Origin of the sequence: Bacillus thermotolerans, assembly GCF_000812025.2 — a bacterium.
Lineage (GTDB): Bacteria > Bacillota > Bacilli > Bacillales > Domibacillaceae > Quasibacillus > Quasibacillus thermotolerans.
The window spans coordinates 1-25,012 of record NZ_JWJE02000053.1 but is presented as its reverse complement, the minus strand read 5'-3'; the positions used below and the strand labels follow the sequence as shown (position 1 = coordinate 25,012).

Sequence of the window (25,012 nt, the reverse complement as noted above, 5' to 3'; positions counted from 1 at the left end):
GGCTATCAAACACCTCAAGCCATTGAGGATCAAATTAGAAGAACAGCCTAAGACTTAACTTTTTTGTGTCCAAATTATTGACTCAAATCCACTGGAAGAGGGATTGAATCGGAAACGATTAATCTCATATGGCGGGTTGTTAAAAGAAGTTCATAAGGAATTAAATTTAGATGATGTTGAAGATGGTGATTTAATTCATACGGATGATGATGAAGAAAAAGCTAGTGAAGATGCTTTTAGTATAGTTGCTGTATGGAATTGGAAAAGGAAAAATTACTTTATTAAAAATATAGGTTAATAGAAAAAGTAAGTCGTTTTAAAACGACTTACTTTTTCTAAATATCAAATTGTTATAAAATTTGGAAAAAAGTGTTTATATGTCGTCTATTATGTGGTATTTTTATAATGATTAAATTTAGACAACTCTTATAATTTAAGGAGGAATGATTATGAAAGGTAAATTACAGAAATTTATTATTATGAGTATGGTATTAACATTATTAGTTAGTTTGATACCTAGTTCTGTATTTGCTAGTACTAACAATTTAATTAAGGAAGATAGTTTAGAGGAACTATTATCGGAAGATGGTGATTTTATTAAGTTTATGGAAGGGATTGAGGAATTACCATCCGGTATTGAAAAACAGGGGGCAGAAAAGGTTGCTAATTGGTTAACTAAAAAAACAGGTGTAGAAGTTATTGCAGAAGGTGAAAATCTACTTGTTCCATCATTATCAGAGTTAGATGTAGAAATTCCGGAGCAAGCTTTTAATAGTGATTTAATAACTACTTTTGGAGTTACAGACTGTATAATTGCTGTTGGATTGATGATTGGAACTGTTGGTTTTCCTTTATCTAAAATTACTAAATTAAAGAAAGCTATTGATTTTCTTGGTGGAGTTAATAAAACTGTTAATAGAATCTATAAAAGCTATAAAAAGTATAAAAGTTGGAACTATAGAACAAAAGATGCTTGGAAAGCAGCTGTAAATGAATCTGCTAAGGGACTTCCTCAAGATACATTAAATGCTTTTCTTGATTTCTTTAATATATCAAATGTTGTCAATAATTGTACCTGATTTTTAAAAAGGTAAGAGGGGGATGATGACGATTAAAACATTACCATTTAAATTAGCGGTTATTATATTAATTATTTTCCAAATATATTCTATATATAAAAATTTGGGGAGTGATTTCTTATCAACTTTAGTCTCGGTTTTAATCCTCGTAGGTTGCATTATTTTGATAATACTAGATATTTTCTTTAAAAAGGAATAAAAGATGATTTTATTAAAAACTGAATATAAATAATGTTTAATGATCCGATCTACGTCATTTGATCCGTAAAACATGCCGAAGTTTTATACATAGAAGTTCATAGCTGATCCGGCTTTCTTTCCATTTCTAAAAATTGGGAAGGAGGCCGGATTTTTTTGTAAACGTCAAATAATCCACACCTAGTTTTAGATGTGGACTATTGTTATGATTTATTTAGTTTTATTTGGTACACGACATTCCGCTGGAATGGACGGTGACCAAGGTAGTAGTTGATCCAATTTCGGTTTGTCAGTCATGTCCATATTTGGCAGCTGTTCAAATAAATATTTCAGGTAATTAAATGGGTTTAATCCGTTTTCCTTCGCCGTCTCCACAATGCTATAAATAATTGCGCTGGAATTAGCTCCCTTTGCGGTATTGCTAAACATCCAGTTTTTTCTTCCGATCACAAACGGCTTTATAGACCGTTCCGCCCGGTTGTTATCGATTTCCAGACGACCATCCTCTAAAAATACCACTAAACGGTCCCATTGATTACGACAATATTTGATTGCTTGCCCAAGTGCACTTTTCGGCAATACCCGGGGGGTTTGTTCACGGAGCCATGCTGAAAAAGCATCCAAAATGGGCTGGCTGCGTTCTAAGCGTTTTTTATAGCGTTCTTCAGGACTGGCGTCCTTCAATTCACGTTCAATAGCGAAAAATTGGTTACAGAATGCTAGACCTTCCTTCGCCTTTACGTGGGTTGTTTTCGCCGATTCAGGAAGAGCCTGAAGGTCTTCCGTGAATTTGCGTCTGGCATGCGCCAAACAACCAACCAAGGTAACTCCAGCTATACCATTGTAACCTGCATAGCCATCCACATGGATATATCCCTGGAAATCCTTCAGAAATCGGGAAGGATGTTTGGCTGCACGAGTACGCTGGTAATCATACAAGATGATTGCAGGACTCATCCGACCTGTACGATAAAGCCACATATAAGATTTGGAAGTGGCTGGCCGATCGGGTTCCGAAAGGACCTGAAGGCTCGTCTCATCCGCATGCAAAATATCCTGTTTCAGGAGATGTTCTCGCATCTGATCATAGATGGGACTTAACCAGGTATTGGCTCCATAGAGTATCCAATTGGATAAGGTTTGCCGGGATAAGGAAATGCCAAATCGCTCCATATGTTTCTCTTGGCGGTGTAAAGGCATACTTTCCACGTATTTTTGTGTCATCGTGTATGCCATCGCAGATGGGGATGCCAAACTTCTAGGGAAAACAGGAGCGGGCATTTTCGCTGTGACAATTGGAGTCTCCAATTCATTCCGTTCACAATGACGGCAACCATATACATACTGTACATGTTCCTTCAGTTTCACTTGTGCCGGGATGACTTCTATTTCCCTGCGTACTTGCGTACTCATTTCATGTAGAGGACCAGCGCAACACGAACAGACCTGTTCCTCAGCTGATAGACGATATTCAATCGTTTCTGTAGGCAGGTTTTCAAACTTATCATCTCGACGATCTCGCTTTTTTCGTGTAATCGTAATGGTTTCGAGCGTTGGTTCTTCGATTTCTGGATTCGCAGTATCTTCAGCTTCATTGAAAAGGGAAAGTTGATCTGGATTGGTCTTCTCGCTGGAAGAACCAAAACGACGCTGTTGACTTAACCGAAATTGCTCCTCATACCATTTTAGCTTTGCTTCCAAAGCTTCCTTCTCTATTTCAAGCTTTTCGTTACGCTCTTTATAGTATTCAATTGATTCCTGATTTTTGGTGTCTGTATTTTTCATAGTTTCATTATACGAAAGAGAACCCGAATTGACTAGTCAGATTCTCATTTTTCTTGATTTATAGAATGGTACGTGCTTTCACTTCTGGATGCGCTTGTTTCTGTTCAATAGATAGTCCGTCTAATAGCCAGCGTAGTTGGCGGGGACTGATATCCATTGGTGCCTCATCTTGATCAGACGGCCAATTGAACGTACCTCTCTCTAATCTTCTATAATGGAGCCAAAATCCATTGTTCTCCCACTGTAGAATCTTAAGTTTGTCTCGTTTTCGATTACAGAAAACGAATAGACAGGGCGAGAAAGGGTCTAAATCGAAGCATTCTTTTACAATAACCGCGAGGCCATCAATGGATTTACGAAGATCTGTACTTCCACGCGCAAGATAAACCCGTTCAAAGTTCGCATTGAATATCATTGATTTTGTAGTACACGAACCACATGAGATAGTAACTTCATGTCAGTTCCTGGCCGGACTTCAACAGAAAGCGTACCAACATGAATAAATACAGGTTCCTCGTTCCTATGACCTGAGGGAGTATTTTGCATATTAACGGTAAGCCATTTTGTACCAGATGGAGGCTCATGTTTCGAAGCTGCATCTTCCCTAAACTTACGGATCCAGTAGTACATTTGGTGCTTGTTCACTTCTTCGTTGCGGCACCATTCGGCTGCACTTAAACCACTTGCTTCCCAAGCATCATACCTAGCTTTCCATTCTATTCTTTTGTTAGCATCGTTCATTGGCATAACCTCCAGATTTTTTTCTAAGGAGATTATCTCAAGAACGGATATTTAATAATAGGTGTTCATTGTTTGACGCTTACCTATATTAAAGAAAGAAGAAGTTTATCATACGCAATACACGGACTACCTAGCTGCAAAGCTGGCCATATTTCAGTTTATAGAAGGCTGGTATAACCGAAAGAGAATTCACAGCAGTATTGGCTATCAAACACCTCAAGCCATTGAGGATCAAATTAGAAGAACAGCCTAAGACTTAACTTTTTTGTGTCCAAATTATTGACTCAAATCCAGATTAGGAGCGGATGCGATGATTAACTTAATTTCTTTTACTGAGAAAGATATTATTGGCCTACTGGAAGAAGTAGATTCGGAACGTTTGATGGCACAATGGTCGGGACGGGCGTATCAATATCCACTGACGGAGGAGCATCTCAAGGAGTACATGAGAATAGAGAGGGCGAAGGGAAGTTATATACTTAAAGCGTCCGATGAATTAACGGGAGAAACAGTCGGGCATATTGCTTTGCGCGAGATTGATTATGTACATGAGTTAGGGAGAATTAGTTACGTGCTCGTCTACAAAAATCAGCGGGGGAGAGGGATCGCAAAACAGCTGATTGAGCAAATTCTGCAGTTGGCCTTCGATGAGCTGCAGTTGAATCGTGTCAGCCTCGGTGTATTTGAATTTAATAAAGCAGCCATTTCCTGCTATGAAAAATTTGGATTTAAGAAAGAAGGCGTTCAGCGGCAAACCTGCAAAGTAGATGGCGAATATTGGGATAACATAGAAATGTCGCTTCTTAAATCGGAATGGGAAGCATGGAAAGACTCTATTCAAGAAGAAGTGAGCCAATAAAAAAAGCCCAATCAACATGGGCTTGCAGCATCTCCTCGGCATTGCCGCAAGAGGCGGATTATGTTGAACGGCGAATTAAAAGCAAAGCCTCGCTAAGCAGCTTAATATCGCTGTAAATTTGTTCTTTAATAGTAAAGTTCCTGCACTTGTCATAGTCCTCGATTAAACGATTTAGCTCGTAACTAATCAGTTTAATGGAAATCAACTTTAACTCTCCTTTGCTGCTGTTTCATCATGTACTTATGAAACAATCACGCCGCATGGGAACGAATAACGAGTAGGCTGAATCAAAAGGAGGCTTTTACAGCAGCTCTCTGACTTCAGATTGTATACAATCTTGTATTTTATAAAAGGAAAAGCATAAAAAGTCAGGAGCTGCCCTGGGTATTAGCTACAAACTAAAACGAGATACGGCAAGCTGATATTTGTGGATGAGCTTGTCTAGTTCTTTGCTGTATCTTAATGTTTCATCATCATTCAGCCCTTGCGGAGCCCGGTGACAATCATAGTACGGCGCACATCATTAATGCTTTTAACTAATTCTTCTACAGCTTCCTGCGTCATCACTCTCTATCTGCCCCTAATCTTCATAAAATAATATAAATAGGTATCATTGCCTTTGGATATATTATACTTATTTTAATGAAAAGAAAAAGAGTTTCGACAGAACTTCCGCAAAAGTTACACCGCTTGCTTTTTCCAGTCCATAACCGGAGAAGTGAGGCTCGAAATATGGAAGAATTTGAAGCGGGATCATAAAAGTAAATTGTCAAAATAATAAATCGAAATGATTATTATTTACAAAACGTAATCATTTCGATATAATCTTTCTAGATTATGAATCGCGGGGCGAAGGAGGAATGAGTATTGTTCCGTTTATGGAAAGTTGCTTTTATATTAATGGTTGGTATTATGTTAGCCTCATGCGGCAAGGAAGAGGCTGCCGAGCAAGAAAAACAAACAGGTGAGTTAACGGTTTATACAACGATTTATCCGTTAACCTTTTTTACACAGGAAATAGGAAAAGACCTTGTAAACGTGAAAAGTGTGCTTCCGGCCGGAGTAGATGAGCATACATATGAGCCCACGTCGAAAACGATGATGGATATTGCAGGCGGCGATTTATTTCTTTATAACGGGCTGGGACTTGAACCGTTTGGTGATAAGCTGCAGCAATCGCTAGAGGCTGAAGAAGTTCGGATTGTTGAAGTAGGTGATCAAGTTCATTTAGAGGAAACAGCTGAAGAGCCGCATGCTGATCATGAACATGAAGAGCATGAGGGGCATGATCATGGGAGTGTAGACCCTCATATTTGGATTGATCCGCAGCTCGCTGCGCAGATGGCGGAGGTCGTGAAAGAAGAGCTTTCTGAGCTGCGTCCTGAGCATCAAGATGAGTTTGAACAAAATTATCAGGCACTGAAGAAAAGGCTTTCTGAGCTTGATGGACAATTCCAGGAAATGGCGGATGCTGCTTCCCGGAAGGAATTTATTGTCTCTCACGCGGCTTTTGGTTATTGGGAAAGATACGGGCTTGAACAAGTCAGCATTGCTGGTTTGTCTCCGACGAGTGAACCGTCGCAAAAGGAACTGAAAGAAATAATCGAAACGGCAAAAGCCCACGACACAAAATATGTTGTTTTCGAACAGAATGTGACACCAAGAGTGGCAGAGGTCGTGCAAAGGGAGTTAAATGCTGAAGCTTTGCGGGTTCATAACTTATCCGTGTTAACGGAAGAAGATATAGCCAAGGAAGAGAACTACTTCACTCTTATGGAGAAAAACATTCAGACGCTTCAAAAAGCAACAGAGGAATAAATCAAGAAAAGGTATTTCCAGGATAGATGGAAATACCTTTTCTTTTATTTATGCGGGGCAAACAGACGCACAAACACTTGCTTTTCTATAGAAATGGAGCCGATCCAGTCGATGGCCCGGCTGGCGATCCACTGACAGACAACCGCGTAAAAAATGGTGCGAATATCAACGATTAGACCAGTTAGAAGCAGGATGGAGGAATTAATATAAAAAAGCGTTCTGCCAGTCTTCCATCCTTTCCATTTAGAAATGATTAAAGCAAGAATATCCATTCCTCCTGAAGAGGCACCGAGACGGAATAAAATGCCGAGTCCAATGCCAACCATAACGGCACCTATCCCCAAGTCGAAAATCACTGAACCGAGAGGCCCTTTGACGAATGGAGAAAAGAAATGGATCGTCAAGGAAGCCACAGATACGCAAAACATTGTACCGGCAGCGCTTGATTTTCCTAGCCACTTCAAGGCTGCAGCAATCATAACAGCGTTCAGCGTCCATAGTGTTGCAGCGTACGGCGTATGAAATAAGTAATTTAAAATAATGCCGATCCCTGCCGCTCCTCCTGAAGAAATGTGATGCGGAAATAAAAAGAAAGTCATGGCTAGTCCTTGTATAAATGCTCCAAGCGTGAAACCAGCTAAACGAAACCCTATAGTCACTCCAAATCCCCTTTTCTCTCTGTCTTTCTATTTACCGTAACATATTTGTTTATAAATAAACATCCGTCCTCATACAGCGAAAGAAAATTTTTCAGGGATTGGCATACTTCTCCTTCAGCAAGGAAACATATAAAGTGAGTTCCTGTTAATCATTATTTTTATAAATGGAAAGTTGAAAGGAGGAGAAGGTACATGCATCATGAACCACTATGGAGAGAAAATATTGAGCTGCCGTCCTTTCCCGCTCTTGATGGACAAGCATTTGGAGATGTGGTCATCGTAGGAGGCGGCATTACGGGCATTTTAACAGCGTACGTACTAACGAAGGCAAAAAAGAAGGTCATCTTGCTTGAGGCGGATGAATTGATGAACGGTACCACGGGTCACACAACAGCTAAGCTGACGGCTCAGCATCACTTGTTTTATGATCAAATGATCAGTGCGTTCAGTGAAGAAGAAGCTAAGCAGTATTACGAAGCAAATATGGAAGCTATCCATTGGGTGAAAGAGACGATTCGTCAAGAGGGAATCGATTGTGATTGGAAGGAAGAAACAGCTTACGTCTATACAAACGATGAAGCCCAGCGAGAGAAAATGATGAAAGAAGCGAAAAGTTATCAGACGCTCGGCATAGACGGAGGGCTCACCGAGTCCATGCCTTGGAAGGTTCCGTTTCTTCAAGCACTGCAAATGAATGGACAAGCCCAGTTTCATCCATTGAAATTTCTAAAGCCGCTTGTTGATTATATCCAGGCAAATGGGGGCAGCATTTATGAGCATTCTCCCGCTGAAGAGGTTCAAAAGGGAGAAAAGCCAACTGTCACATTAAGATCGGGAGCAAAAGCGGTCGGGGATCACTTAGTTATTGCGAGTCACTTTCCTTTTTATGACAAGGATTTTTACTTTGCGAAAATGCATGCCGAGCGCTCTTATGTGATCGCTATTAAGCCGAAAAAACCATTCCCAGGCGGTATGTATATAACAGCGGAGAAGCCGAGACGGTCCATCCGGTCTGCTTCATATAAAGGAGAAGAGATCCTAATCATCGGGGGAAATGGCCACAAAACAGGAAAAGGCCAGCCGACAGAAGATCATTACACAGACTTAGAGGCCTTTGCGGAAAAGGAATTCGGTATCGAGAAGAAGCTGTTTTCCTGGTCAGCGCAGGATCTATTCACCCTCGATGATGTTCCTTACATTGGAAAATCGGGCGATGAAGAAAACGAAAATATTTACACAGCCACTGGTTATAAAAAATGGGGCATGACCTCAAGCGTGATCGCTGCGAATCTCTTGTCAGATTTAATTTTAAATAAGCAAAACCGTTATAGTGAATTATTCACTCCGCATCGCTTAAAGGGAATGACAAGCGTGGCTAACTTTGTGAAAAAGCAAAGCGACGTGGCAGCCATGCTCGTGAAAGGAAAGCTGGAGCATTTCTTCCAGGATGAAGAGCAGCTTCCTGTGAATAAGGGCGTCGTAGTGAATTGGGATGGTACAAGAGCGGGCGCTTTCAAGGAAGCTGATGGAACGGTTCACCTAGTAGATACGACTTGTACTCATATGGGTTGTGAATGCGAGTGGAATGGAGCAGAACGTACATGGGATTGTCCATGCCATGGCTCGAGATTTTCTGTCAGTGGGGAAGTAGTAGAGGGGCCAGCTAAAAAGCCGCTAAAAAACCTGGGGCAGCTTGGAAATGAAAGCTGGCAGGAATAGCTAAATATTTCACAAAAAGCTGACTTTCACATCTATTTATGTGGAAAGTCAGCTTATTTAAGTAGGGACGGGATACTTATTCATCTCGCTTCGACAGGCAGCGGTCACACTCCAGCATGTAGGATTCGGCTTGCTCCTCCATATGCTCCCCGCATTCAGGACAGGTTTTCGGCGGCAAAGTACGGAAAAACTCTAACGGGCTCATCATAAATAACGTCCTCCTTTTATAATACAAGTTTAATTTTCGGTTAATGTACTATAACAGATTGGGCAAAAAAATTAATATTCTTCACGCTTCGACAGGCAGCGGTCACATTCCAGCATGTAGGATTCGGCTTGCTCCTCCATATGCTCCCCGCATTCAGGACAGATTTTCGGCGGCAAAGTACGGAAAAACTCTAACGGGCTCATCATAAATAACGTCCTCCTTTTATAATACAAGTTTAATTTTCGGTTAATGTACTATAACAGATTGGGCAAAAAAATTAATATTCTTCACGCTTCGACAGGCAGCGGTCACATTCCAGCATGTAGGATTCGGCTTGCTCCTCCATATGCTCCCCGCATTCAGGACAGGTTTTTGGCGGCAAAGTACGGAAAAATTCTAACGGACTCATCATTAGCAATGTCCTCCTTTTATGGTACAGGTTTTTTATTTGTTTTCTGTTGTAATACAGTATATTAACTATTTGATGGAATGTAAACAATATTATTAAATATTCTGAAAAATAGTAAAATAGTCCTTCTCTGCCGAAGGAGAAATAAATTTATAGCGTAAGGATCGTTTCTTGCTATTTCTAAGAAGAAATGGTATAGTAATAACAGTTGTTTAACTGGTTTCAAAACAGAACATGAATAGAATTGTTTTCGTCTTGAAATAGTAAGAAACAGCAAGAAATATGAGTGCATGTTGCTCAAGGAGGAATTTTATATGTTACAAGGTAAAGTTAAATGGTTCAACTCAGAAAAAGGCTACGGATTCATCGAAGCAGAAGGACAAGATGATGTATTCGTACATTTCTCAGCTATTCAAGGCGAAGGCTACAAAACATTAGAAGAAGGTCAAAGCGTTTCTTTCGAAATCGTTGAAGGACCACGTGGACCACAAGCTGCTAACGTAGAAAAACAATAATAACCGATATAAACATATATGAAAAGGCGATGCTGAGGCATCGTCTTTTTGGCGTTTTTACAAAAAAAGAAAACAGCTTTGTTCGCATAAAACAGGCTATTTGACGGATAAAATAAAGAAAAGCGGGTAACATTAGAACAAAGGGAAAAATGAAATTGAAATGGCGCCGTATGGGAACAGAGGAGGTGACGAACAGTGGAATTACTGCTATTTCTCGCAGGCGCATTGGTTCTCGGGTGGTACGCTTGGCATCGGAGAACGCACTCCGGCAACTATAAAATTGATAGCGACATGCTTATCGTAAAAGACGACATGAATCACATCAATATTCCTCTAAAAGATATCGTAGAAGTGACAAGAATCGGGAAAACAAAGAAACAGTCTTCCTGGTTGAACATAGATGCACTCGCTGGGAAAGAAGAGAACGTAGCGATCTTTACCCGCTCAAACATATCTTACTTAGTGAAAATGAAAAATGCTCGAACCCTTATGAGGGAATTAAAAGGAAGAAACCGACGTGTTTCTACAAAAGCAGAAGTTATTTGAAACGAGTACCCGCTACTCGTTTTTTTGTTTACATAATTTTATTATAAGCAATATACATATAAAAGGCCGGCTACTGAGTAAAGAAAAATATGCTATAATAAGCCTGAATAAAAAAGCAAGTGAGAAGAGCCGAATCAAAGCGGCTATGTACGGTCATCGTAATGAATGGGCCTTGAGGCTGCATAGTACATACTTATCCGGCAAAAATGGCCGGAATTTTTTTAATGTTGTTACAGAAAGGAGGAAAATGCATGAAAAAGCCTTCTCCATATGTGCTTCTTATTCTGGCGACGGTGTTCTGGGGCGGAAACTTTGTTCTGGGGCGGGCTGTAGCTGATGATATTCCTCCGTCTACCATTTCGCTGTTGAGATGGTGCATAGGGCTTGTTGTGTTCTTTCCGTTCGTTTACAAAAGGCTCCCATCCGAGTGGCCTGCTATCCGCCAGCATTGGCCGGTTGTTCTTGTTATGTCGCTGACGGGTATAGCAGGCTTTAACTCATTTGTTTACGTTGCTTTGCATCATACTACATCCATTAATGCATCGCTTGTTAATTCGTCTACGCCTATTCTTATTTTTATTTTGTCCTTTCTCTTTTTAAAGGATCGTCTTCATCGTTTTCAGGCGGTCGGGGCTGTGCTTTCCATCGCAGGTGTCTTGTTTATCTTGACGAAGGGGAGCCTTGAGAATATTTTATCGCTGTCCTTTAATGGCGGAGACTTATTAATGGTAGCAGCGGTGATATGCTGGAGCATCTATTCCATGCTTGTAAAGCAGTTCGCCGGCCGGCTTCCGGGCTATACGACATTTTTTGTCTGTATTTGTATAGGGATTATCATTCTATTGCCATTTTCCATAGTAGAGCTGTTTGTATATGAACGGGCTGTTCATTGGCACGTATCTTCTATTGGAGCCATGCTGTACTTCGGTATCTTTGCTTCTATTGCTGCTTTCACTTGCTGGAATACGGCAGTCGAGGAAGTAGGGGCAGGCAAAGCGGGTATATTTTTGAACTTTATTCCGGTTTTCGCTACGATTTTTGCTGTCCTGCTTCTAGGAGAACAGGTAGCCTGGTACCAGGGGGTTGGCGGCTTGCTCGTTGCAGCAGGGGTATACTTATCGACAAAAGTGCCGAAGACATATATAGAAAAGAGCAAAAAAAAATCAGCTGTATAAGAATCAGGGAGGAATAAGGGAAATTCTTATTCTTTCCTGATTTTTTTATGAGGAAGAACGTTTGTTTGATATACTAGTGGTACTTGGAAAGAAAGGGTGTATATGGGTGAAAGGATCCTCTCATTTAACCATCGGAGGAGCGGTGGGGCTGGGTGTGTCATTTTATATGCAGACAGATCCGCTGACGACCGCCTCATTAATTGGCATTGGCGCCGTAGCCGGGCTTGCTCCTGATTTAGATGTAAACGGTAAATTATCTAACCGGATTACGATCTCGAAGAAATGGCTTATTTTATTTTTCGCTCTAGCTGGCTTGCTGTTAATCGGGTACAGCTATTTTCTATTGGGAGGAGTGGCGGCGGCAGGCGGAATGGCGATTGGCGCTTGTCTTATATTTTTGCCGAGGTTGTTCATTAAGCAGCGGACGATGCTGTTCCTTACTGGAATTGCATTAGGTGCCGTGGCTTGGTATACGGATATCTTCTGGCTGCTTTTGTTAAGTGTCTTTATCGCTGTTTCTTCCTTCTTATCACACCGTACGTTAACTCATTCCTTTATAGGAGCAGCGTGCTTTTCAGCGATTGCCTGGCATTTTGAACAGAGCATGCATGTAGAAGGAAGCTTTTTGGCCGGGACGCTTGCTTATTTGAGCCACTTAGTCGCGGACATGAAGGTCTGGCCGGCGAATAAAAAAGGGGTCAAATGGTTCTTGCCCCTGTTTAGAAAAGAATTTTAACAAAGAGCGCTTTTTAGATATTTTTTAATTCACTAAGTGAAAAATTCAAAAATCCAGCTTATATCAGGAGATTAAGCTGTTCCATGCCGGGAATAATGAATAAATAACGATATGAAAAAAGGGGAGATGTTACATGTGGAAAGAGTTTTTATCCAGTATTGGAATCGGTGGGGCGGAAGTAGATACGATTTTAGCTAAAAAAGAATGGAAACAAGGGGAGAAGGCAGAGGGAAAGGTGATTATTAAGGGTGGTCCGTCCGAGCAGCCTGTAGAATCGATTATTTTAACCCTGTCGCATCATTATGAACAGGTGAATCCCGACAGTGATTTTTCCCACCGGATACAGGATCTAAAGGAGCTTGTGTTACCTATTGAACGAAACATCCAGCCGGAGGAGGAGATCTCTATTCCTTTCTCGATAGAGCTGGATTCGAATCATCCAGTTACAGAAGGGGATCACAAGACGTTCTTGAAAACAACGGCAGTAATTGGTCAAGGGCTTGACCCTTCAGATGAGGATGAAGTCATTATTTTAAGCCAGGTATAATCTTTGCTTGCGGAAAGCAGAGAGGATTGTTATACTTTTACTCAGACACTATATTTTGTGTTTCTTTTATTTTAAACTCAATATCTAGTATTATTAGTAAAAGGGTGCTGATGCAGCTTAATAGGGAATTCGGTGAGAAGCCGAAGCTGTCCCCGCAACTGTAAGTGCAGACGACCGCGGATAAAGCCACTGTTCGCAGAACGGGAAGGAGCGCGGAAGAGAGAAGCATAAGCCAGGAGACCTGCCCTTTTACAGCGTTTATTCTTCTTCGGGAGTTGGGAAGAAAGCGCGGAGAACGAAAGATTTTGTTCGGCAGGCAATCCGAGCGTCACATACGTGGTATCTGTCTGCTTTCATCATCTTTATTATTTATTTCTTCGCACTTGATCCCATCTTTCGCTCAGAAAGATGGTTTTTTTGTGGCCAAAAAAATCTCTTTCTAAACTTATTTCTGTTTAGGAGGAACATGAATGATTCAAACAGTACAGAACATCGCGGAAGAAACGATGCAGAAAATTGGGGATGAATTTCCTGATGTAAACTTGGACAGCTTTCGTCATAAAGTAGGGGCCGCTTTAGAAGCCAAGCGGGAGTGGACAGAGGAACAGCTTCACAAGTTGATTTTACAGGCGGCAGTGGAACGAATTTCAAGCCAAGAGCCGCAATGGACCTTTGTAGCAGCCCGTTTGTATTTAAGTGAGCTGTATAAGCAGGCGGCTCAAACAAGACAGACACAGCCACATACAGCCTACGGTGACTTTTTTGCCCTGCTGCAGCTGCTGACGGAGGAGGGTGTGTATGACGCAAAACTGTTAGGTGCGTATAGCCGGGAAGAAATAGAACAGCTAGGCAGGATGATAGATCCGGCAAAGGATGAGCTTTTTACATATATCGGAGTGGTGACACTCAGCGAGAGGTATTTAGCAAGAACACTCGATAAAAGGACAGCTGAGCTTCCTCAGGAAAGATGGATGATCATTGCGATGGCGCTGATGATCCATGAGCCGAAGCATAAGCGTCTCGCCTACATCGAAGAAGTGTACTGGGCGCTGTCTCATTTATACATGACGACCGCGACACCGACCCTGGCCAATGCTGGCAAATCGTACGGCCAGCTTTCAAGCTGCTTCATTGACACGATGGATGACAGCTTAAGAGGCATATTCGACGTGAACACGGATGCAGCGACCTTGAGCAAAAACGGCGGGGGGATCGGCATCTACTTAGGAAAGGTCCGCAGCCAGGGAAGTGACATTAGAGGGTTCAAGCATGTCAGTTCGGGGGTTATTCCGTGGATGAAGCAGCTGAATAATACAGCGGTATCGGTTGATCAGCTTGGTCAGCGCCAAGGAGCGATCGCTGTCTATCTCGACGTGTGGCATAAGGACATCTTTTCTTTCCTGGAAACACGGCTAAATAACGGAGACGAACGCCGAAGAACGCATGATTTATTCACTGGCGTTACTGTACCGGACTTATTCATGGAAGCCGTAGAGAAGCGGGAAGAATGGCATTTATTCGATCCGCATGAAGTGAGAAAGGTGATGGGCTTCTCCCTGGAGGATTCGTTCGATGAGCAGAAAGGAGCGGGCACGTTCCGGGACCGGTATAACGCATGTGTCAACCATCCAAGCTTGTCCCGTAAAACAGTGCCGGCTATCGAAATTATGAAAGCAATTATGATTTCTCAGCTTGAAACAGGCACACCTTATATGTTTTACCGGGATGCGGTGAACCGGGCTAATCCAAACAAGCATGCCGGCATGATCTATGCAAGCAATCTATGCACAGAAATTTGCCAGAATATGAGCCCAACGGTAGTCAAGGAAGAGAAGACAGAAGATGGGAAAATTATGATTCTAAAAGATCCCGGCGACTATGTCGTTTGCAATCTTTCATCCATTTCTCTGGCAAGGGCGGTAACGGACGGTGTGCTAAAGAGACTAATCCCAATTCAAGTGAGAATGCTTGATAATGTCATAGAGGTCAATACGATCCCTGTGCCTCAAGCCGAGCTTACAAATAAGAAATACCGGGGGATCGGTCTCGGAACATTCGGATGGCAGCATTTGCTTGCGCTGAAGGGGATCAGCTGGGAATCAGAAGAAGCAGTCCGCTATTGCGACGAGCTCTATGAAACAATCGCTTTTTTAACCATACAGGCGAGTGCTGACCTGGCAGCAGAAAAAGGGACTTATCCGGCGTTTAAAGGATCTGAATGGGAGACAGGACGTTATTTTGAACAAAGAGGGTACACCTCCGATCGCTGGCAGCGGCTTAAAAAGAAAGTGGCAAAAATAGGTCTTCGGAATGGATACTTACTTGCGGTAGCCCCTAATTCCTCTACAGCGTTAATTGCTGGTTCAACAGCGGGAATTGATCCCATTTTTCGCAAGGAGTATATGGAGGAGAAGAAGACATACAAAATTCCAGTGACGGCGCCTGATTTATCACCTGAAACGACCTGGTATTATAAATCGGTTTATTTGATCGATCAGCACTGGAGCATACGACAAAACGCCGAGCGGCAGCGTCACATTGACCAGGCGGTATCCTTCAATTTATATGTGCGCAATGATATTAAGGCAAAAGAGCTGCTGGACCTTCATATGGACGCCTGGAAGTCCGGGTTGAAAACAACGTACTATATCCGTTCGACAGCTTCGGCCATTGACGACTGCGAAAGCTGCCATTCATAAGGAGGAAGACAAATGAAACTGGAAAAGAGAAAGCTGGTAGATGTGGATGCACCGAATCGTTCTACGGGCATCCTGAATGGAAGAAGCTCTAATATTCTTAATTGGGACGACGTGCGGTTTAGCTGGGCTTACCCCAAGTACAAGCGGATGCTTGCCAACTTTTGGACGCCTTTTGAGATTAATATGACAAAGGACCGCCAACAGTTTCCCGAGCTGTCGGCCGATGAACAAAACGCCTTTTTAAAAATTATCGGCCTGCTGGCCTTACTTGATAGTGTACAAACTGATTATGCAGGAAGAGCGGCCGATTATTTGACGGATTCAAGTCTTCATGCTCTGATGATTATCCTGGCCCAGCAGGAGGTAATCCACAACCATTCATACAGCTATGTGTTATCGAGCATAGCTGATAAAGAGACGCAGGATCAGGTATTTGACTTTTGGCGTACGGAGCCGATTCTGCGGGAGAGGAACGAGTTTGTCACAAACGGCTATGCGGCTTTTGCTGAGGAACCTACTGTGGAACATTTCTTGAAATCTATTATTTATGATGTGATCTTAGAAGGGCTTTTCTTCTATTCAGGATTCGCCTTTTTCTATAACCTTGCACGCAACCAGAAAATGGTCGCCACAAGCACAATGATTAATTACATTAACCGTGATGAACAGCTGCATGTAGATTTATTTGTGAAAATTTTTGAAGAAGTATTAAGGGAGTATCCTTTATATGATACGCCAGAACTAAAAGCTTACGGGCAGGAGGCGTTTCGGCAGGCGGCAGAGCTGGAGGTTGAGTGGGGACGGTTCATTATTGGCCACAAGATTGACGGAATTCAAATGAACGAGTTAGAAGACTATATTAAATTTATGGCTAACAAACGGGCGAAGCAGCTTGGATTCTCAGCTCCTTTTGAAGGATACCATACAAATCCGATGCGCTGGATTGTTGCTTATCAAGAGGTTGACTTAGGTAAGACGGACTTCTTTGAGCAACGGTCCCGCGCTTATACGAAGACAAGTGATGTTAACGGATTTGATGAGTTATAAATAATGAAAGGAAAAACCGGTCTTTATAATTGAGCTAAGACCGGTTTTTTGTTACAAAAGGTTTATTTTCAGAATATTCGGGGTAAAAGGAGAGTAGTTATTGACAATTTATTTCATCTGTTATACATTAATTTATATAAAATAAAATTGTACTATAACAGGAGGGGGTGGCAAGATGGATATGTATCGTGAAGCCTATGAGCAATACATGCAAAGCTGTCAAAATTATGAAATGGAATCGATCAGCTTTCATCGCTTTATTTCACACTTAACAGAAGAGCAGCTTCATGAATATTTAAATTCGGTCGATGTGGAATACGATGAAGTGTATTAAGAGACTTAGCGTAACAAGATATTGAAGGACGTGATTAGAACGGAAACGATAGTCGAAACAATGTATTAACCCCGCCAGCAGGAAGAATAAGCGCAGGCGGGGTTCATTATTATTCGTTCTCCTCAGTTGTCTCTTCTTTGTGAGCCTGGCAGTACGCTGCTATCAGCTCTTCCTCTTCTTCCTCCAATTCAAAATCCAGCACATTACCGGTTTCTCTCTCTCGTATTTCATAGTGAAGAATTTTTTCCTCTTCTTTGTCTGCAAGGTATAATACGCGGACTAAAAAGCCTGCTTCAGAATATAGGTCATCTTCTTCATCGACGTTTGCATAGAGATGAAATTCATATCGGTCGCCCTCTAGCAGGCCGAATGGATCTTCAAGCTTTTCAACTGTGTGGTGAGTAATTTCCATAGATTGTCCCGTCCTTTACAAATAGATTGCTTCGCTTATTTTACCATGATTTCCTTATAGATAACCATTTTGAAAAAAAGAAACAAAGCTGTATGTTTCCTAGTAAATACGTCTACACTGTTGGTGACAACAATGACCTTTCATTCTTGGACTTATTTGGTATAATACTCGTTTAAATAGGAAGGAGAGGAACATGAGACTGTTTTTTAAATGGGTCTTTTCTTTGTTGATTATAGCGGTTACCGCTCTCGGTTTATGGCTATATTACCCTGTTTATCAAATCCAGCAAATGAAGGAAGAAGCCGTTCCCTCATCCGCTCAGGCATCCCTTTCATATGTGGAATATTTCAGCAGGGTAGACCAGGAGCGCCTCACTCACCTGGCGATCGGCGATTCTATTGTAACAGGGATCGGATCGGAAGAGCAGGAAAGCTTCGTCAATTATTTTTCCCGACAGCTGGAAGAAAAAACAGGAAAATCAGTCGTTTTACAAAATCAAGGCATTCCAGGCATCGCAAGCACAGATTTAAACCGCCTTACGCAGAATGGAGAGTTTGATACTCATATAAAAGAGGCGGATTTGATTACCATTAGTGTGGGCGGCAATGATATTTTACAGGCATTAGCCTTAAATGAAGGGGATTATCGAAATATTGTCCAGGACTTTCATTCTATGCAGGCCACTTTCATCGACAATTTAACATCCATGGCAGATCGAATAAGGGAAGTGAATCCGCAAGCAACGATCGTCTTCCTGGAAATGTACAACCCGTTAGATAAGGGGCATGAATACTATTCACTTGCGGACCAGCTTCTTCCGAAGTGGAATGTGAAAATATATGAAGCCGCTCGCAAGTATGATCACTCTATTGTACTGGAAACAACAAAAGTCATTAACAGCAATCACCAGCAATACCTATCAGCAGATGGGGTGCATCCGAATGCACTTGGCTACCAGGCTTTGTCTGATCAAATGCTAAAACAGCTTCAGCAAAAGGTGTTTGTAGAGGTGGAATCAGCTTAATACGATGAGAAGCAGCCAGGACTTTGTCCTGGCTGCTTCAGCTAATAGAAAACTTTCTCTAAAACATCCCGTACAGCTCAATAGCTATGTAGAAAGCGACTCCCCATATGATAGCTGCTGATGCTTTGTTTATTATTTTCAGAAGTGTTCCCTCAGTGTCAAAATTTCCAATAACCTTTCCGGCTATGGCAAGAACAAAGAACCAACACCAAGAAACGATAAGGCAGGCAACAGTAAACCCTACTTTTTCCAACCCCGTATAGCTAAGAGAACTGGTGCCAATCACGCCGATTGTATCGAGGATGGCGTGGGGATTAAGAAGAGATACGGACATAGCAAATAGAATCTGTTTCTTAGGCGGCATAGCTGCTTCATCTTGGCTTAAGTTTGCCGGGTCACTTCTCCAGACGGACCATCCCATGTAGAGAAGAAAAAACAGCCCGATAGAAAAGAGCGCTATTTGCAGGGCGGGAAAAGACAGGACGATCATGGAAATGCCTAGAACAGCTAATAAAATGAGGAAGCTATCACAGAGTGAAGCTGTTAATATAACGGGAAGTGCCCCTCTAAACCTTGGCTGAGCAGCTCCTTGATTAAATACAAACACATTTTGAGCACCGAGGGGAAGAATGAGCCCGAAGGCCAATACGATTCCATGAAGCAGTGCAGCTAGCATAATATAGTCTCCCTTTATTAATAAATAGCTAGGAACGATTGGAAAGACCCCGCACACCCATACTTACAGCCATTAAAGGCCTCCTTTAATGGCTGTGTCATTCATTCCCTGAGTCCTTTAGAATGAAAACTCAGGAATTTGCTGGTTGGGGATCCGTCGCACCTTTTCATTTTTAGTTTAAAACATAATAAAGCTGCGGGTAAACCGGATTTTTACCTGATGTATCCGCAGCTTGAGACAACGAGGAAAGCGCCTCAGCTATTCATTTGGCAGTCATTAACTTCCTGTACATATTTGTTTAAGGATTGGAAGAATGCCTCGGGCTCATCGACTCGAAGATGGGCCTTTGTTATCTTTTTCTTAAAGCCATACATGGACACAGCTTCCTGAGGGGTATGAAATTCAATTTCAAATGTAGGTTTTTCTCTTGTGAAATCGGTAAGCACCGCGTCAAAGAGATGGCTGGATTCATTTTTTGATAATTTTTCTGACCCGTCGTAATAATGGAAGCTCTTAATTTCATCAATCGGCACGATCAATTGTTTTCGAATGCCCACCTGCAGGTATAAATGTTCATCGGTCATCATGAAAGGACACAAGGTAATGGCACGCATTTCGGCTAGGAGAAATAGAAGTGTGTAAAGGTTCAAAAGCAATGAGATAATGGCAATAGCTTCGTTCCATGAGTGAAGCAAAAAGTGGAAGCCGACAGACTCCAGTACGAGCCCGTGAGCAACCATAATATAGAAGGCGATGGCGCTGGTTTTCTTGTGATAAGTGAATGTCTGGGTATTCAGCGGCACTTGGTGCTGTTTCGTCCTCCATGAAAAAAGGCTGTAATAGAGCATGGTAATTTCAGAGGAAATGACGTCGAGCAAGCGGGACGGGGCCACATGTTGGCGTAAAGCCTGCTCCATTCGATAGGAAAACGACGGGATGTATGAAGGAGCTGTGCGAAAGCTCTTAATGATGGAGGGAAGCTTGGTGATTATCTTCAAAGCAATATACAGCTCTACCATAATGAACGTTCCTTCGCCAATCAGCAGGATATAGCTGACGAACGAGTACGGAGCAAGAAAGCCGTCGGGAATAATCAGAAGTGCCATGGCATACCCGGCAAGCGCGACAAGCGGCAGATATTTAAGTGAATGCCGTTTTCTTAAAATCAGAAAATAAGTGATGAGGGGAAGAAGGATGATTAAATCAATGAGAGAGCCTAACGCCACCTCTTTAGGAAGGGGGGCTAGCGCATCGAACCGGTAAATGAGAACGTTTGAAGCGAGAATAAAAAGAAGTAAAACACCAAAGGATAACCATCTGGTTTTTCGCAAAGTAAACATGTCTGCCGTTCCTCCTTTTCTGGAAAACGTGGTTCCTAGTATTTATTTTAGCATGTGCTTTAGTTATTTATTTGAAAAATTGTTACATATTTGTATAGGTTGTGTACATGCTTAGTTAAAAAAAGCGAGAGGCAAAGGATGCCTCTCGCTCTTTCTATATTAAAATCCGTCTTCTGTAGCGGAATAAGGAATATTTAATCGTCCCTCTACCGCACGGAGCCGCTGGTTTAACCGGTTTAACCGCCGGGTAGTGCGTTCGTCATTCCGGCTTAGTCGTGTGAGTTCCCGATTAATACGGTTAATCTCTTGGTTGATGCGGTTAATCTCCTGGTTCAAGCGGTTGATTTCTCTTGATTGCCGCTCGTTCTCTCTCTCAACAGCCGTAATTCTTCTTTCTAAAGCAGGCGGCTGGCGCTCCATGCTATGATCCTCTGTCGGCGGCATATAAGAGTGGTCTCTGTACGGGTCCATGGCCTGCGGGTAGTAGCCGGGGTGGTAAGGATAAGGATGAAAATTCATCGTACACATTCTCTCCTTTGCATTTTTGGGCTTTTAAACTTCTTTATACCATATGCGGGGAAAAGGGAAGAGGCAGGGCGTCTGCCTATTTTTCAAAATAACAGTGTGTAAAATTCAATAAAAGTCTATAAAAAGAGTTTATAAGAGGATAGACTGTTTTTTGTGGGAGTTGCCTTTATAATATTCATGAGAACAGTTGAAAAGGAAGAGAACGATGAATATAACACAACCTGCACAACCAGTGCTTTTATCTTTTGAATTTGCTTCGACAGTGAATGGAGAAGTAGAGCCCATGACATTTAGGTCTCCTGTTAAGGTGTTTTGTGCTTATACAATAGAAGAGGTCGTACCTTGCCTTGAAATGGTGGAACAGGCCATAGAAGGAGGGTATTACGCGGCAGGCTTCCTTACATACGAGAGTGCACCTGCCTTTCACTCCGCTTATCAAGTTCATAAAAGCAGCAAAATGCCGCTCGCTTGGTTTGGCATATTTGAGGAGCCGGAGCGGCAAACTCTTTCCAGTTCGGGTGCTTATGAGCTTTCACCATGGGAGCCGCTCACCAGTACAGAAGAATACAATGACGCGATTGAATCCATCAAGCAATCGATCGCAACAGGCCATACGTATCAAACGAACTATACGATCCGCCTTCGTTCACAATTCCAAGGAGATGACATGGCGTTTTTCGAGAAGCTTAAAAAAGGACAGGCTTCTAAATATTGCGCGTACGTAAACACTGGTGAACACAGTATTCTATCTGCTTCACCGGAATTGTTCTTTCAATGGGAAGGAAGTAAGGTAACGACCCGTCCCATGAAAGGCACGGTCAAAAGAGGAAATTCCTTTAACGAAGATAAAGCGAATGCCGAGTGGCTGTATCACTCAGAGAAAAATCGGGCTGAAAACATTATGATTGTTGACTTGCTTCGCAATGACTTAGGCTCCATTGCGAAGTCCGGAACGGTTACTGTCCCGCAGCTCTTTGATATTGAGCGCTACCCTACCGTGCACCAGATGACGTCAACCGTCACAGCAGAGGTAGAAGAAACCGTGACATTAGTTGATATGTTCAAGGCGCTTTTTCCATGCGGGTCGATTACCGGTGCGCCAAAGATCAGCACGATGGGCATTATCGCGGATCTAGAGACGGCCCCGCGTGAGGTGTATTGCGGAGCCATTGGCTATATTACCCCTGATAGGAAGGCGACTTTTAACGTGCCGATTAGAACGGTGATAATCGATCAATCGACGGGTGAAGCAGAATATGGCGTCGGGGGAGGAATTACATGGGACTCTACCAGTGAGGGAGAGTATGAGGAGGTTCTTGCCAAAGCAAGCTTATTGGGTGTGGAAAGGCCGGACTTCCAGCTGCTTGAAAGTCTGCGGCTGGAGAATGGAAAGTATTTTTTGCTGGGCGAGCATCTCCATCGTCTAAAGAACACGGCTGCCTATTTCGGCTTTCGCTTTGATCAGGAACGTGTCAATCAGGCCCTGCAAAATTTTACGAACCAGCGTAAGGACGGAACGTGGAAGGTTCGGTGCCTGTTAGCGAAGGCAGGAGAAGTGATCGTCGAGGGCGCACCGATTGCACCATTCGAGGAGCCGGTGCAGGTCATCCTTGCTGATGAACCATTAAGAAAGAACAACCCCTTCTTATACCATAAGACAACGAATAGAGAAGTGTATTCTCAGTTTCAATCGAGGTCTGCAGAACATTTTGATGTGCTGCTCTGGAATGAGGAAGGAGAGCTGACTGAATTTACGAACGGCAACCTTGTTTTAGAAATAGACGGGGAGCTGTGGACACCGCCTGTCAGCAGCGGTTTGCTTGCCGGCACATTTCGTGAGGTGTTAATCCGTGAAGGGAAGGTCCAGGAGAAAGTATTAACGGCTGCCGATTTAAAACGAAGCGAGAAGGCTTGGTTCATTAACAGTGTAAGAAAATGGATACAGGTGCAGTTTACTTAATAGTACTCTTTAATAGAAAAATAAAAATACGAACGATTTGTTATTCTATTTCTTTCATAGTTCGTCTATAATAAAGAAAATGAGAAGAAGGAGAGTGATTACATGTACCAATCGAGAAAAATCTTATTATTAGGCTCAGGAGAATTAGGGAAAGAGGTCGTTATCGAGGCACAGCGCTTAGGCGTGGAAACAGTAGCGGTAGACCGGTATGATCATGCGCCGGCTATGCAAGTCGCTCACCGGAGCTATGTCATTGATATGCTGGATGCCAATCAAGTGAGGGAGGTCATTGAGAAGGAACAGCCTGATCTGATTGTGCCTGAAATTGAAGCGATCGCAACAGCGGAACTCGTCAAGCTGGAGAAAGAAGGCTTCCGTGTGATTCCGACAGCGCGAGCCGCCCAGTTAACGATGGACCGGGAAGGCATCCGGCGCTTAGCGGCTGAAACACTTGAATTGCCGACAGCTGATTACCGGTTTGCCGATACATATGAGGAGTTCATTCAGGGAGCAAAGGAAATTGGCTTTCCTTGCGTCATTAAACCGCTCATGAGTTCTTCAGGTAAGGGGCAAACTGTATGCCGTTCAGAAGAAGAATTGGAGAACAGCTGGAATGTGGCAATGGAGGGAGGCCGGGTACAAAACGGCCGGGTCATTATTGAAGAATTTATCCCATTTGACTCCGAGATTACACTTCTTACTGTGCGGGCAACGAATGGTACGATGTTCTGTGCACCGATCGGTCACCTGCAGAAGGACGGTGATTATATTGAATCATGGCAGCCCCATGCGATGTCAGAAGCACAAGTTCAAGAAGCAAAGAGAATTGCCCAGGCGATTACGGATGAGCTTGGCGGCTATGGCATCTTTGGCGTAGAGCTCTTCCTTGCCGGAGATAAAGTATATTTCAGCGAAGTATCCCCGCGTCCGCATGATACCGGCTTAGTTACACTTGTCTCACAAAACCTTTCTGAGTTTGCGCTGCATGTCCGGGCCATTCTCGGCTTCCCGATTACTGACATTGTGCAAACTGCCCCTGGCGCGAGCCGTCCGTTAAAGGCCGAAGAAGAGTGGAATGATTATACAGTAAGCGGTGTGGAACAGGCGCTAGAAGTACCAAATACCCAAGTGCGTGTGTTTGGAAAGCCTGTCACTAAAGCAGGCCGCCGGATAGCTGTTGCTTTATCTACTGCTGAAACGGTGGAAGTAGCGAGAGAAAGGGCCGCTCAAGCGCTCTCTTTCTTAAAGGCAGAGCAGTAATGAAGAAAACAGCTTTGACTGTTTAATGAGAGGTTATAATGATTAAAAAGCTGGACATCACGAATTCGATTGAAGCGAAAGAAGTTTTATCCGTACAAATCCCTTCCTATCATGCAGAAGCGGAGATCATTGGATATGCCGACATACCGCCATTAAAAGATACAGTGGAAACATTGCAGCAGTGTGGCGAAACGTTTTTTGGCTATTATCTGGATGGTACGCTATGCGGTGTCATTTCGTTAAAAATAGAGGCAGAAGAACTGGATATACACCGCCTAATGGTCCACCCCGGCCACTTTAGAAAAGGAATAGCGAAAAGGCTTTTGAGTTTTGTTGAAGAAATAGAAGCTGTAAAAACCGTAAAAGTGTCCACAGGTTCAAAAAACATTCCGGCTATCCGGCTTTACCAAAAAAGCGGGTTTCAAACAATAAAAGAAGTGACTTTAGATGATGGGGCTTCGTTAACGTTCTTTGAGAAGAAAATATAACCCCGTTCCATTCGGCTAAAAGGCAAGGAGAAGAGCTAGCAACAAAGGCCATTACACCAAAATGTGTAATGGCCTTTCATTCTGTTGATAAAGTCTTCTGTCAATGGACAAACAGTGAAAAAATATGTAGAATCTCCTCAGAATACGTGAAAGAGGAGATTTTTTTATGTTCTTTTCTCACACCTACCAGGAAATTGAACAAAACCGGGCGTTCTATCTTCACATGTATGATGCTTCCCATCAGCTTGTC

29 protein-coding genes, 2 pseudogenes and 1 riboswitch are annotated in these 25,012 nt (G+C 42.7%); of the genes and pseudogenes, 18 read left to right on the top strand and 13 right to left on the bottom strand.

Annotated elements, in window-relative coordinates; all coding sequences use genetic code 11:
- Nucleotides 1-91 precede the first annotated feature (91 nt).
- Together QY97_RS15770 and QY97_RS15765 are read left to right on the top strand one after the other, a co-directional pair.
- Nucleotides 92-298: pseudogene (locus tag QY97_RS15770) on the top strand (protein rep); the annotation flags it as partial.
- Between the two features lie 151 nt (nt 299-449).
- Nucleotides 450-1,079 carry a hypothetical protein gene (locus QY97_RS15765; protein ID WP_052717148.1) on the top strand — a complete coding sequence of 210 codons (630 nt, stop codon included), beginning with the start codon at nt 450-452 and terminating at the stop codon, nt 1,077-1,079.
- A gap of 408 nt (nt 1,080-1,487) precedes the next feature.
- On the opposite strand, the gene tnpC is transcribed toward QY97_RS15765, so the two are convergent.
- The 3 genes from tnpC to tnpA are packed head-to-tail and all read right to left on the bottom strand — an operon-like array spanning nt 1,488 to nt 3,803.
- Complete coding sequence (gene tnpC / locus QY97_RS15760) at nt 1,488-3,062, bottom strand: IS66 family transposase (protein ID WP_039235786.1); 1,575 nt, start codon at nt 3,060-3,062, stop codon at nt 1,488-1,490.
- A gap of 58 nt (nt 3,063-3,120) precedes the next feature.
- The gene (tnpB, locus tag QY97_RS15755) at nt 3,121-3,477 is read right to left on the bottom strand and encodes an IS66 family insertion sequence element accessory protein TnpB (protein ID WP_039235788.1); all 357 of its coding nucleotides are present in this window, start codon (nt 3,475-3,477) and stop codon (nt 3,121-3,123) included.
- Nucleotides 3,474-3,803, bottom strand: coding sequence for an IS66 family insertion sequence element accessory protein TnpA (gene tnpA / locus QY97_RS15750; RefSeq protein ID WP_039235790.1), 330 nt, complete (start codon nt 3,801-3,803; stop codon nt 3,474-3,476). Before tnpA ends, tnpB begins: the two co-directional genes overlap by 4 nt.
- A gap of 85 nt (nt 3,804-3,888) precedes the next feature.
- Between tnpA and QY97_RS20105 the strand changes: the two are divergent.
- Nucleotides 3,889-4,056, top strand: a pseudogene (locus tag QY97_RS20105) (IS3 family transposase); the annotation flags it as partial.
- A gap of 57 nt (nt 4,057-4,113) precedes the next feature.
- Complete coding sequence (locus QY97_RS15745) at nt 4,114-4,662, top strand: GNAT family N-acetyltransferase (protein ID WP_039237620.1); 549 nt, start codon at nt 4,114-4,116, stop codon at nt 4,660-4,662.
- A 58-nt stretch (nt 4,663-4,720) separates the two neighbouring features.
- Here QY97_RS15745 and QY97_RS20745 read toward each other — a convergent pair whose 3' ends face one another.
- A complete protein-coding gene (locus QY97_RS20745) occupies nt 4,721-4,867 on the bottom strand; it encodes a hypothetical protein (RefSeq protein WP_166701706.1) in 147 nt (48 codons plus the stop codon).
- A 186-nt stretch (nt 4,868-5,053) separates the two neighbouring features.
- On the bottom strand, nt 5,054-5,143 hold the full coding sequence (locus QY97_RS20875) for an aspartyl-phosphate phosphatase Spo0E family protein (RefSeq protein WP_083965889.1): 90 nt from the start codon (nt 5,141-5,143) through the stop codon (nt 5,054-5,056).
- A gap of 386 nt (nt 5,144-5,529) precedes the next feature.
- Here QY97_RS20875 and QY97_RS15740 point away from each other — a divergent pair, with 386 nt between their 5' ends.
- Nucleotides 5,530-6,480 carry a metal ABC transporter solute-binding protein, Zn/Mn family gene (locus QY97_RS15740; protein ID WP_039237619.1) on the top strand — a complete coding sequence of 317 codons (951 nt, stop codon included), beginning with the start codon at nt 5,530-5,532 and terminating at the stop codon, nt 6,478-6,480.
- A gap of 44 nt (nt 6,481-6,524) precedes the next feature.
- On the opposite strand, the gene QY97_RS15735 is transcribed toward QY97_RS15740, so the two are convergent.
- Nucleotides 6,525-7,139: a YitT family protein gene (locus QY97_RS15735; RefSeq protein ID WP_039237618.1), complete on the bottom strand. Its 615-nt coding sequence runs from the start codon at nt 7,137-7,139 to the stop codon at nt 6,525-6,527.
- A gap of 192 nt (nt 7,140-7,331) precedes the next feature.
- On the opposite strand from QY97_RS15735, the gene QY97_RS15730 reads away from it, so the two are divergent.
- Nucleotides 7,332-8,858 carry an FAD-dependent oxidoreductase gene (locus QY97_RS15730; protein WP_039237617.1) on the top strand — a complete coding sequence of 509 codons (1,527 nt, stop codon included), beginning with the start codon at nt 7,332-7,334 and terminating at the stop codon, nt 8,856-8,858.
- Nucleotides 8,859-8,934: 76 nt separating this feature from the next.
- Here QY97_RS15730 and yhfH (QY97_RS20095) read toward each other — a convergent pair whose 3' ends face one another.
- The 3 genes from yhfH (QY97_RS20095) to yhfH (QY97_RS20085) all read right to left on the bottom strand — a co-directional run bounded on the left by yhfH (QY97_RS20095) (nt 8,935) and on the right by yhfH (QY97_RS20085) (nt 9,478).
- A complete protein-coding gene (yhfH, locus tag QY97_RS20095; RefSeq protein ID WP_082090211.1) occupies nt 8,935-9,066 on the bottom strand; it encodes a protein YhfH in 132 nt (43 codons plus the stop codon).
- 71 nt (nt 9,067-9,137) lie between these two features.
- On the bottom strand, nt 9,138-9,272 hold the full coding sequence (gene yhfH, locus QY97_RS20090) for a protein YhfH (protein WP_083965887.1): 135 nt from the start codon (nt 9,270-9,272) through the stop codon (nt 9,138-9,140).
- A gap of 71 nt (nt 9,273-9,343) precedes the next feature.
- Nucleotides 9,344-9,478 carry a protein YhfH gene (yhfH, locus tag QY97_RS20085; RefSeq protein ID WP_082090210.1) on the bottom strand — a complete coding sequence of 45 codons (135 nt, stop codon included), beginning with the start codon at nt 9,476-9,478 and terminating at the stop codon, nt 9,344-9,346.
- A gap of 311 nt (nt 9,479-9,789) precedes the next feature.
- Between yhfH (QY97_RS20085) and QY97_RS15725 the strand changes: the two genes are divergently transcribed.
- The 8 genes from QY97_RS15725 (at nt 9,790) to QY97_RS20740 (ending at nt 17,074) form a co-directional block, all read left to right on the top strand.
- Nucleotides 9,790-9,990 (top strand): cold-shock protein, encoded by a 201-nt coding sequence (locus QY97_RS15725; RefSeq protein ID WP_039237616.1) that lies wholly within the window; start codon nt 9,790-9,792, stop codon nt 9,988-9,990.
- A 195-nt stretch (nt 9,991-10,185) separates the two neighbouring features.
- Complete coding sequence (locus QY97_RS15720) at nt 10,186-10,536, top strand: SunI/YnzG family protein (protein ID WP_039237615.1); 351 nt, start codon at nt 10,186-10,188, stop codon at nt 10,534-10,536.
- Between the two features lie 251 nt (nt 10,537-10,787).
- On the top strand, nt 10,788-11,711 hold the full coding sequence (locus QY97_RS15715) for a DMT family transporter (protein ID WP_039237614.1): 924 nt from the start codon (nt 10,788-10,790) through the stop codon (nt 11,709-11,711).
- A gap of 61 nt (nt 11,712-11,772) precedes the next feature.
- Entirely contained in the window at nt 11,773-12,447 is a 675-nt protein-coding gene (locus QY97_RS15710) for a metal-dependent hydrolase (RefSeq protein WP_082090209.1), read from the top strand.
- Between the two features lie 133 nt (nt 12,448-12,580).
- Nucleotides 12,581-12,994 (top strand): sporulation protein, encoded by a 414-nt coding sequence (locus QY97_RS15705; RefSeq protein ID WP_052725912.1) that lies wholly within the window; start codon nt 12,581-12,583, stop codon nt 12,992-12,994.
- An 85-nt stretch (nt 12,995-13,079) separates the two neighbouring features.
- A riboswitch (cobalamin riboswitch) is annotated at nt 13,080-13,257 on the top strand.
- 207 nt (nt 13,258-13,464) lie between these two features.
- On the top strand, nt 13,465-15,693 hold the full coding sequence (locus tag QY97_RS15700) for a ribonucleoside-diphosphate reductase subunit alpha (RefSeq protein WP_039237612.1): 2,229 nt from the start codon (nt 13,465-13,467) through the stop codon (nt 15,691-15,693).
- A 12-nt stretch (nt 15,694-15,705) separates the two neighbouring features.
- A complete protein-coding gene (locus QY97_RS15695; protein ID WP_039237611.1) occupies nt 15,706-16,740 on the top strand; it encodes a ribonucleotide-diphosphate reductase subunit beta in 1,035 nt (344 codons plus the stop codon).
- A 175-nt stretch (nt 16,741-16,915) separates the two neighbouring features.
- Entirely contained in the window at nt 16,916-17,074 is a 159-nt protein-coding gene (locus tag QY97_RS20740) for a hypothetical protein (RefSeq protein WP_166701707.1), read from the top strand.
- Between the two features lie 109 nt (nt 17,075-17,183).
- Here the strand turns inward: QY97_RS20740 and QY97_RS15690 are convergent, their stop codons facing one another.
- A complete protein-coding gene (locus QY97_RS15690; protein WP_039237610.1) occupies nt 17,184-17,486 on the bottom strand; it encodes a DUF6509 family protein in 303 nt (100 codons plus the stop codon).
- A gap of 193 nt (nt 17,487-17,679) precedes the next feature.
- On the opposite strand from QY97_RS15690, the gene QY97_RS15685 reads away from it, so the two are divergent.
- Nucleotides 17,680-18,510: a GDSL-type esterase/lipase family protein gene (locus QY97_RS15685; RefSeq protein ID WP_039237609.1), complete on the top strand. Its 831-nt coding sequence runs from the start codon at nt 17,680-17,682 to the stop codon at nt 18,508-18,510.
- 58 nt (nt 18,511-18,568) lie between these two features.
- Here QY97_RS15685 and QY97_RS15680 read toward each other — a convergent pair whose 3' ends face one another.
- The 3 genes from QY97_RS15680 to QY97_RS15670 form a co-directional block, all read right to left on the bottom strand.
- Nucleotides 18,569-19,186 carry a LysE/ArgO family amino acid transporter gene (locus tag QY97_RS15680; protein WP_039237608.1) on the bottom strand — a complete coding sequence of 206 codons (618 nt, stop codon included), beginning with the start codon at nt 19,184-19,186 and terminating at the stop codon, nt 18,569-18,571.
- A gap of 254 nt (nt 19,187-19,440) precedes the next feature.
- The gene (locus tag QY97_RS15675; RefSeq protein ID WP_039237607.1) at nt 19,441-20,526 is read right to left on the bottom strand and encodes a hypothetical protein; all 1,086 of its coding nucleotides are present in this window, start codon (nt 20,524-20,526) and stop codon (nt 19,441-19,443) included.
- Nucleotides 20,527-20,685: 159 nt separating this feature from the next.
- A complete protein-coding gene (locus QY97_RS15670) occupies nt 20,686-21,045 on the bottom strand; it encodes a hypothetical protein (RefSeq protein ID WP_039237606.1) in 360 nt (119 codons plus the stop codon).
- A 214-nt stretch (nt 21,046-21,259) separates the two neighbouring features.
- Between QY97_RS15670 and pabB the strand changes: the two genes are divergently transcribed.
- The 3 genes from pabB to QY97_RS15655 all read left to right on the top strand — a co-directional run bounded on the left by pabB (nt 21,260) and on the right by QY97_RS15655 (nt 24,762).
- On the top strand, nt 21,260-23,014 hold the full coding sequence (pabB, locus tag QY97_RS15665; protein ID WP_039237605.1) for an aminodeoxychorismate synthase component I: 1,755 nt from the start codon (nt 21,260-21,262) through the stop codon (nt 23,012-23,014).
- A 102-nt stretch (nt 23,015-23,116) separates the two neighbouring features.
- Nucleotides 23,117-24,274, top strand: a complete 1,158-nt coding sequence (purT, locus tag QY97_RS15660; RefSeq protein WP_039237604.1) for a phosphoribosylglycinamide formyltransferase 2 — start codon at nt 23,117-23,119, stop codon at nt 24,272-24,274.
- A gap of 38 nt (nt 24,275-24,312) precedes the next feature.
- Nucleotides 24,313-24,762, top strand: a complete 450-nt coding sequence (locus tag QY97_RS15655; RefSeq protein ID WP_039237603.1) for a GNAT family N-acetyltransferase — start codon at nt 24,313-24,315, stop codon at nt 24,760-24,762.
- Nucleotides 24,763-25,012 lie beyond the last annotated feature (250 nt).

Bases quoted from the DNA above. Each gene is read 5' to 3' on its own strand.
- QY97_RS15690 (WP_039237610.1), bottom strand. From the start codon at position 17,486: ATGGAAATTACTCACCACACAGTTGAAAAGCTTGAAGATCCATTCGGC.
- yhfH (WP_083965887.1), bottom strand. From the start codon at position 9,272: ATGATGAGCCCGTTAGAGTTTTTCCGTACTTTGCCGCCGAAAATCTGT.
- QY97_RS15765 (WP_052717148.1), top strand. From the start codon at position 450: ATGAAAGGTAAATTACAGAAATTTATTATTATGAGTATGGTATTAACA.
- QY97_RS15700 (WP_039237612.1), top strand. From the start codon at position 13,465: ATGATTCAAACAGTACAGAACATCGCGGAAGAAACGATGCAGAAAATT.
- tnpC (WP_039235786.1), bottom strand. From the start codon at position 3,062: ATGAAAAATACAGACACCAAAAATCAGGAATCAATTGAATACTATAAA.
- QY97_RS15670 (WP_039237606.1), bottom strand. From the start codon at position 21,045: ATGAATTTTCATCCTTATCCTTACCACCCCGGCTACTACCCGCAGGCC.
- tnpA (WP_039235790.1), bottom strand. From the start codon at position 3,803: ATGAACGATGCTAACAAAAGAATAGAATGGAAAGCTAGGTATGATGCT.
- QY97_RS15655 (WP_039237603.1), top strand. From the start codon at position 24,313: ATGATTAAAAAGCTGGACATCACGAATTCGATTGAAGCGAAAGAAGTT.
- yhfH (WP_082090211.1), bottom strand. From the start codon at position 9,066: ATGATGAGCCCGTTAGAGTTTTTCCGTACTTTGCCGCCGAAAACCTGT.
- QY97_RS15695 (WP_039237611.1), top strand. From the start codon at position 15,706: ATGAAACTGGAAAAGAGAAAGCTGGTAGATGTGGATGCACCGAATCGT.
- QY97_RS15705 (WP_052725912.1), top strand. From the start codon at position 12,581: ATGTGGAAAGAGTTTTTATCCAGTATTGGAATCGGTGGGGCGGAAGTA.
- pabB (WP_039237605.1), top strand. From the start codon at position 21,260: ATGAATATAACACAACCTGCACAACCAGTGCTTTTATCTTTTGAATTT.
- QY97_RS15725 (WP_039237616.1), top strand. From the start codon at position 9,790: ATGTTACAAGGTAAAGTTAAATGGTTCAACTCAGAAAAAGGCTACGGA.
- purT (WP_039237604.1), top strand. From the start codon at position 23,117: ATGTACCAATCGAGAAAAATCTTATTATTAGGCTCAGGAGAATTAGGG.
- QY97_RS15730 (WP_039237617.1), top strand. From the start codon at position 7,332: ATGCATCATGAACCACTATGGAGAGAAAATATTGAGCTGCCGTCCTTT.
- QY97_RS15680 (WP_039237608.1), bottom strand. From the start codon at position 19,186: ATGCTAGCTGCACTGCTTCATGGAATCGTATTGGCCTTCGGGCTCATT.
- QY97_RS15685 (WP_039237609.1), top strand. From the start codon at position 17,680: ATGAGACTGTTTTTTAAATGGGTCTTTTCTTTGTTGATTATAGCGGTT.
- QY97_RS15745 (WP_039237620.1), top strand. From the start codon at position 4,114: ATGATTAACTTAATTTCTTTTACTGAGAAAGATATTATTGGCCTACTG.
- QY97_RS20740 (WP_166701707.1), top strand. From the start codon at position 16,916: ATGGATATGTATCGTGAAGCCTATGAGCAATACATGCAAAGCTGTCAA.
- QY97_RS15715 (WP_039237614.1), top strand. From the start codon at position 10,788: ATGAAAAAGCCTTCTCCATATGTGCTTCTTATTCTGGCGACGGTGTTC.
- yhfH (WP_082090210.1), bottom strand. From the start codon at position 9,478: ATGATGAGTCCGTTAGAATTTTTCCGTACTTTGCCGCCAAAAACCTGT.
- QY97_RS15675 (WP_039237607.1), bottom strand. From the start codon at position 20,526: ATGTTTACTTTGCGAAAAACCAGATGGTTATCCTTTGGTGTTTTACTT.
- tnpB (WP_039235788.1), bottom strand. From the start codon at position 3,477: ATGATATTCAATGCGAACTTTGAACGGGTTTATCTTGCGCGTGGAAGT.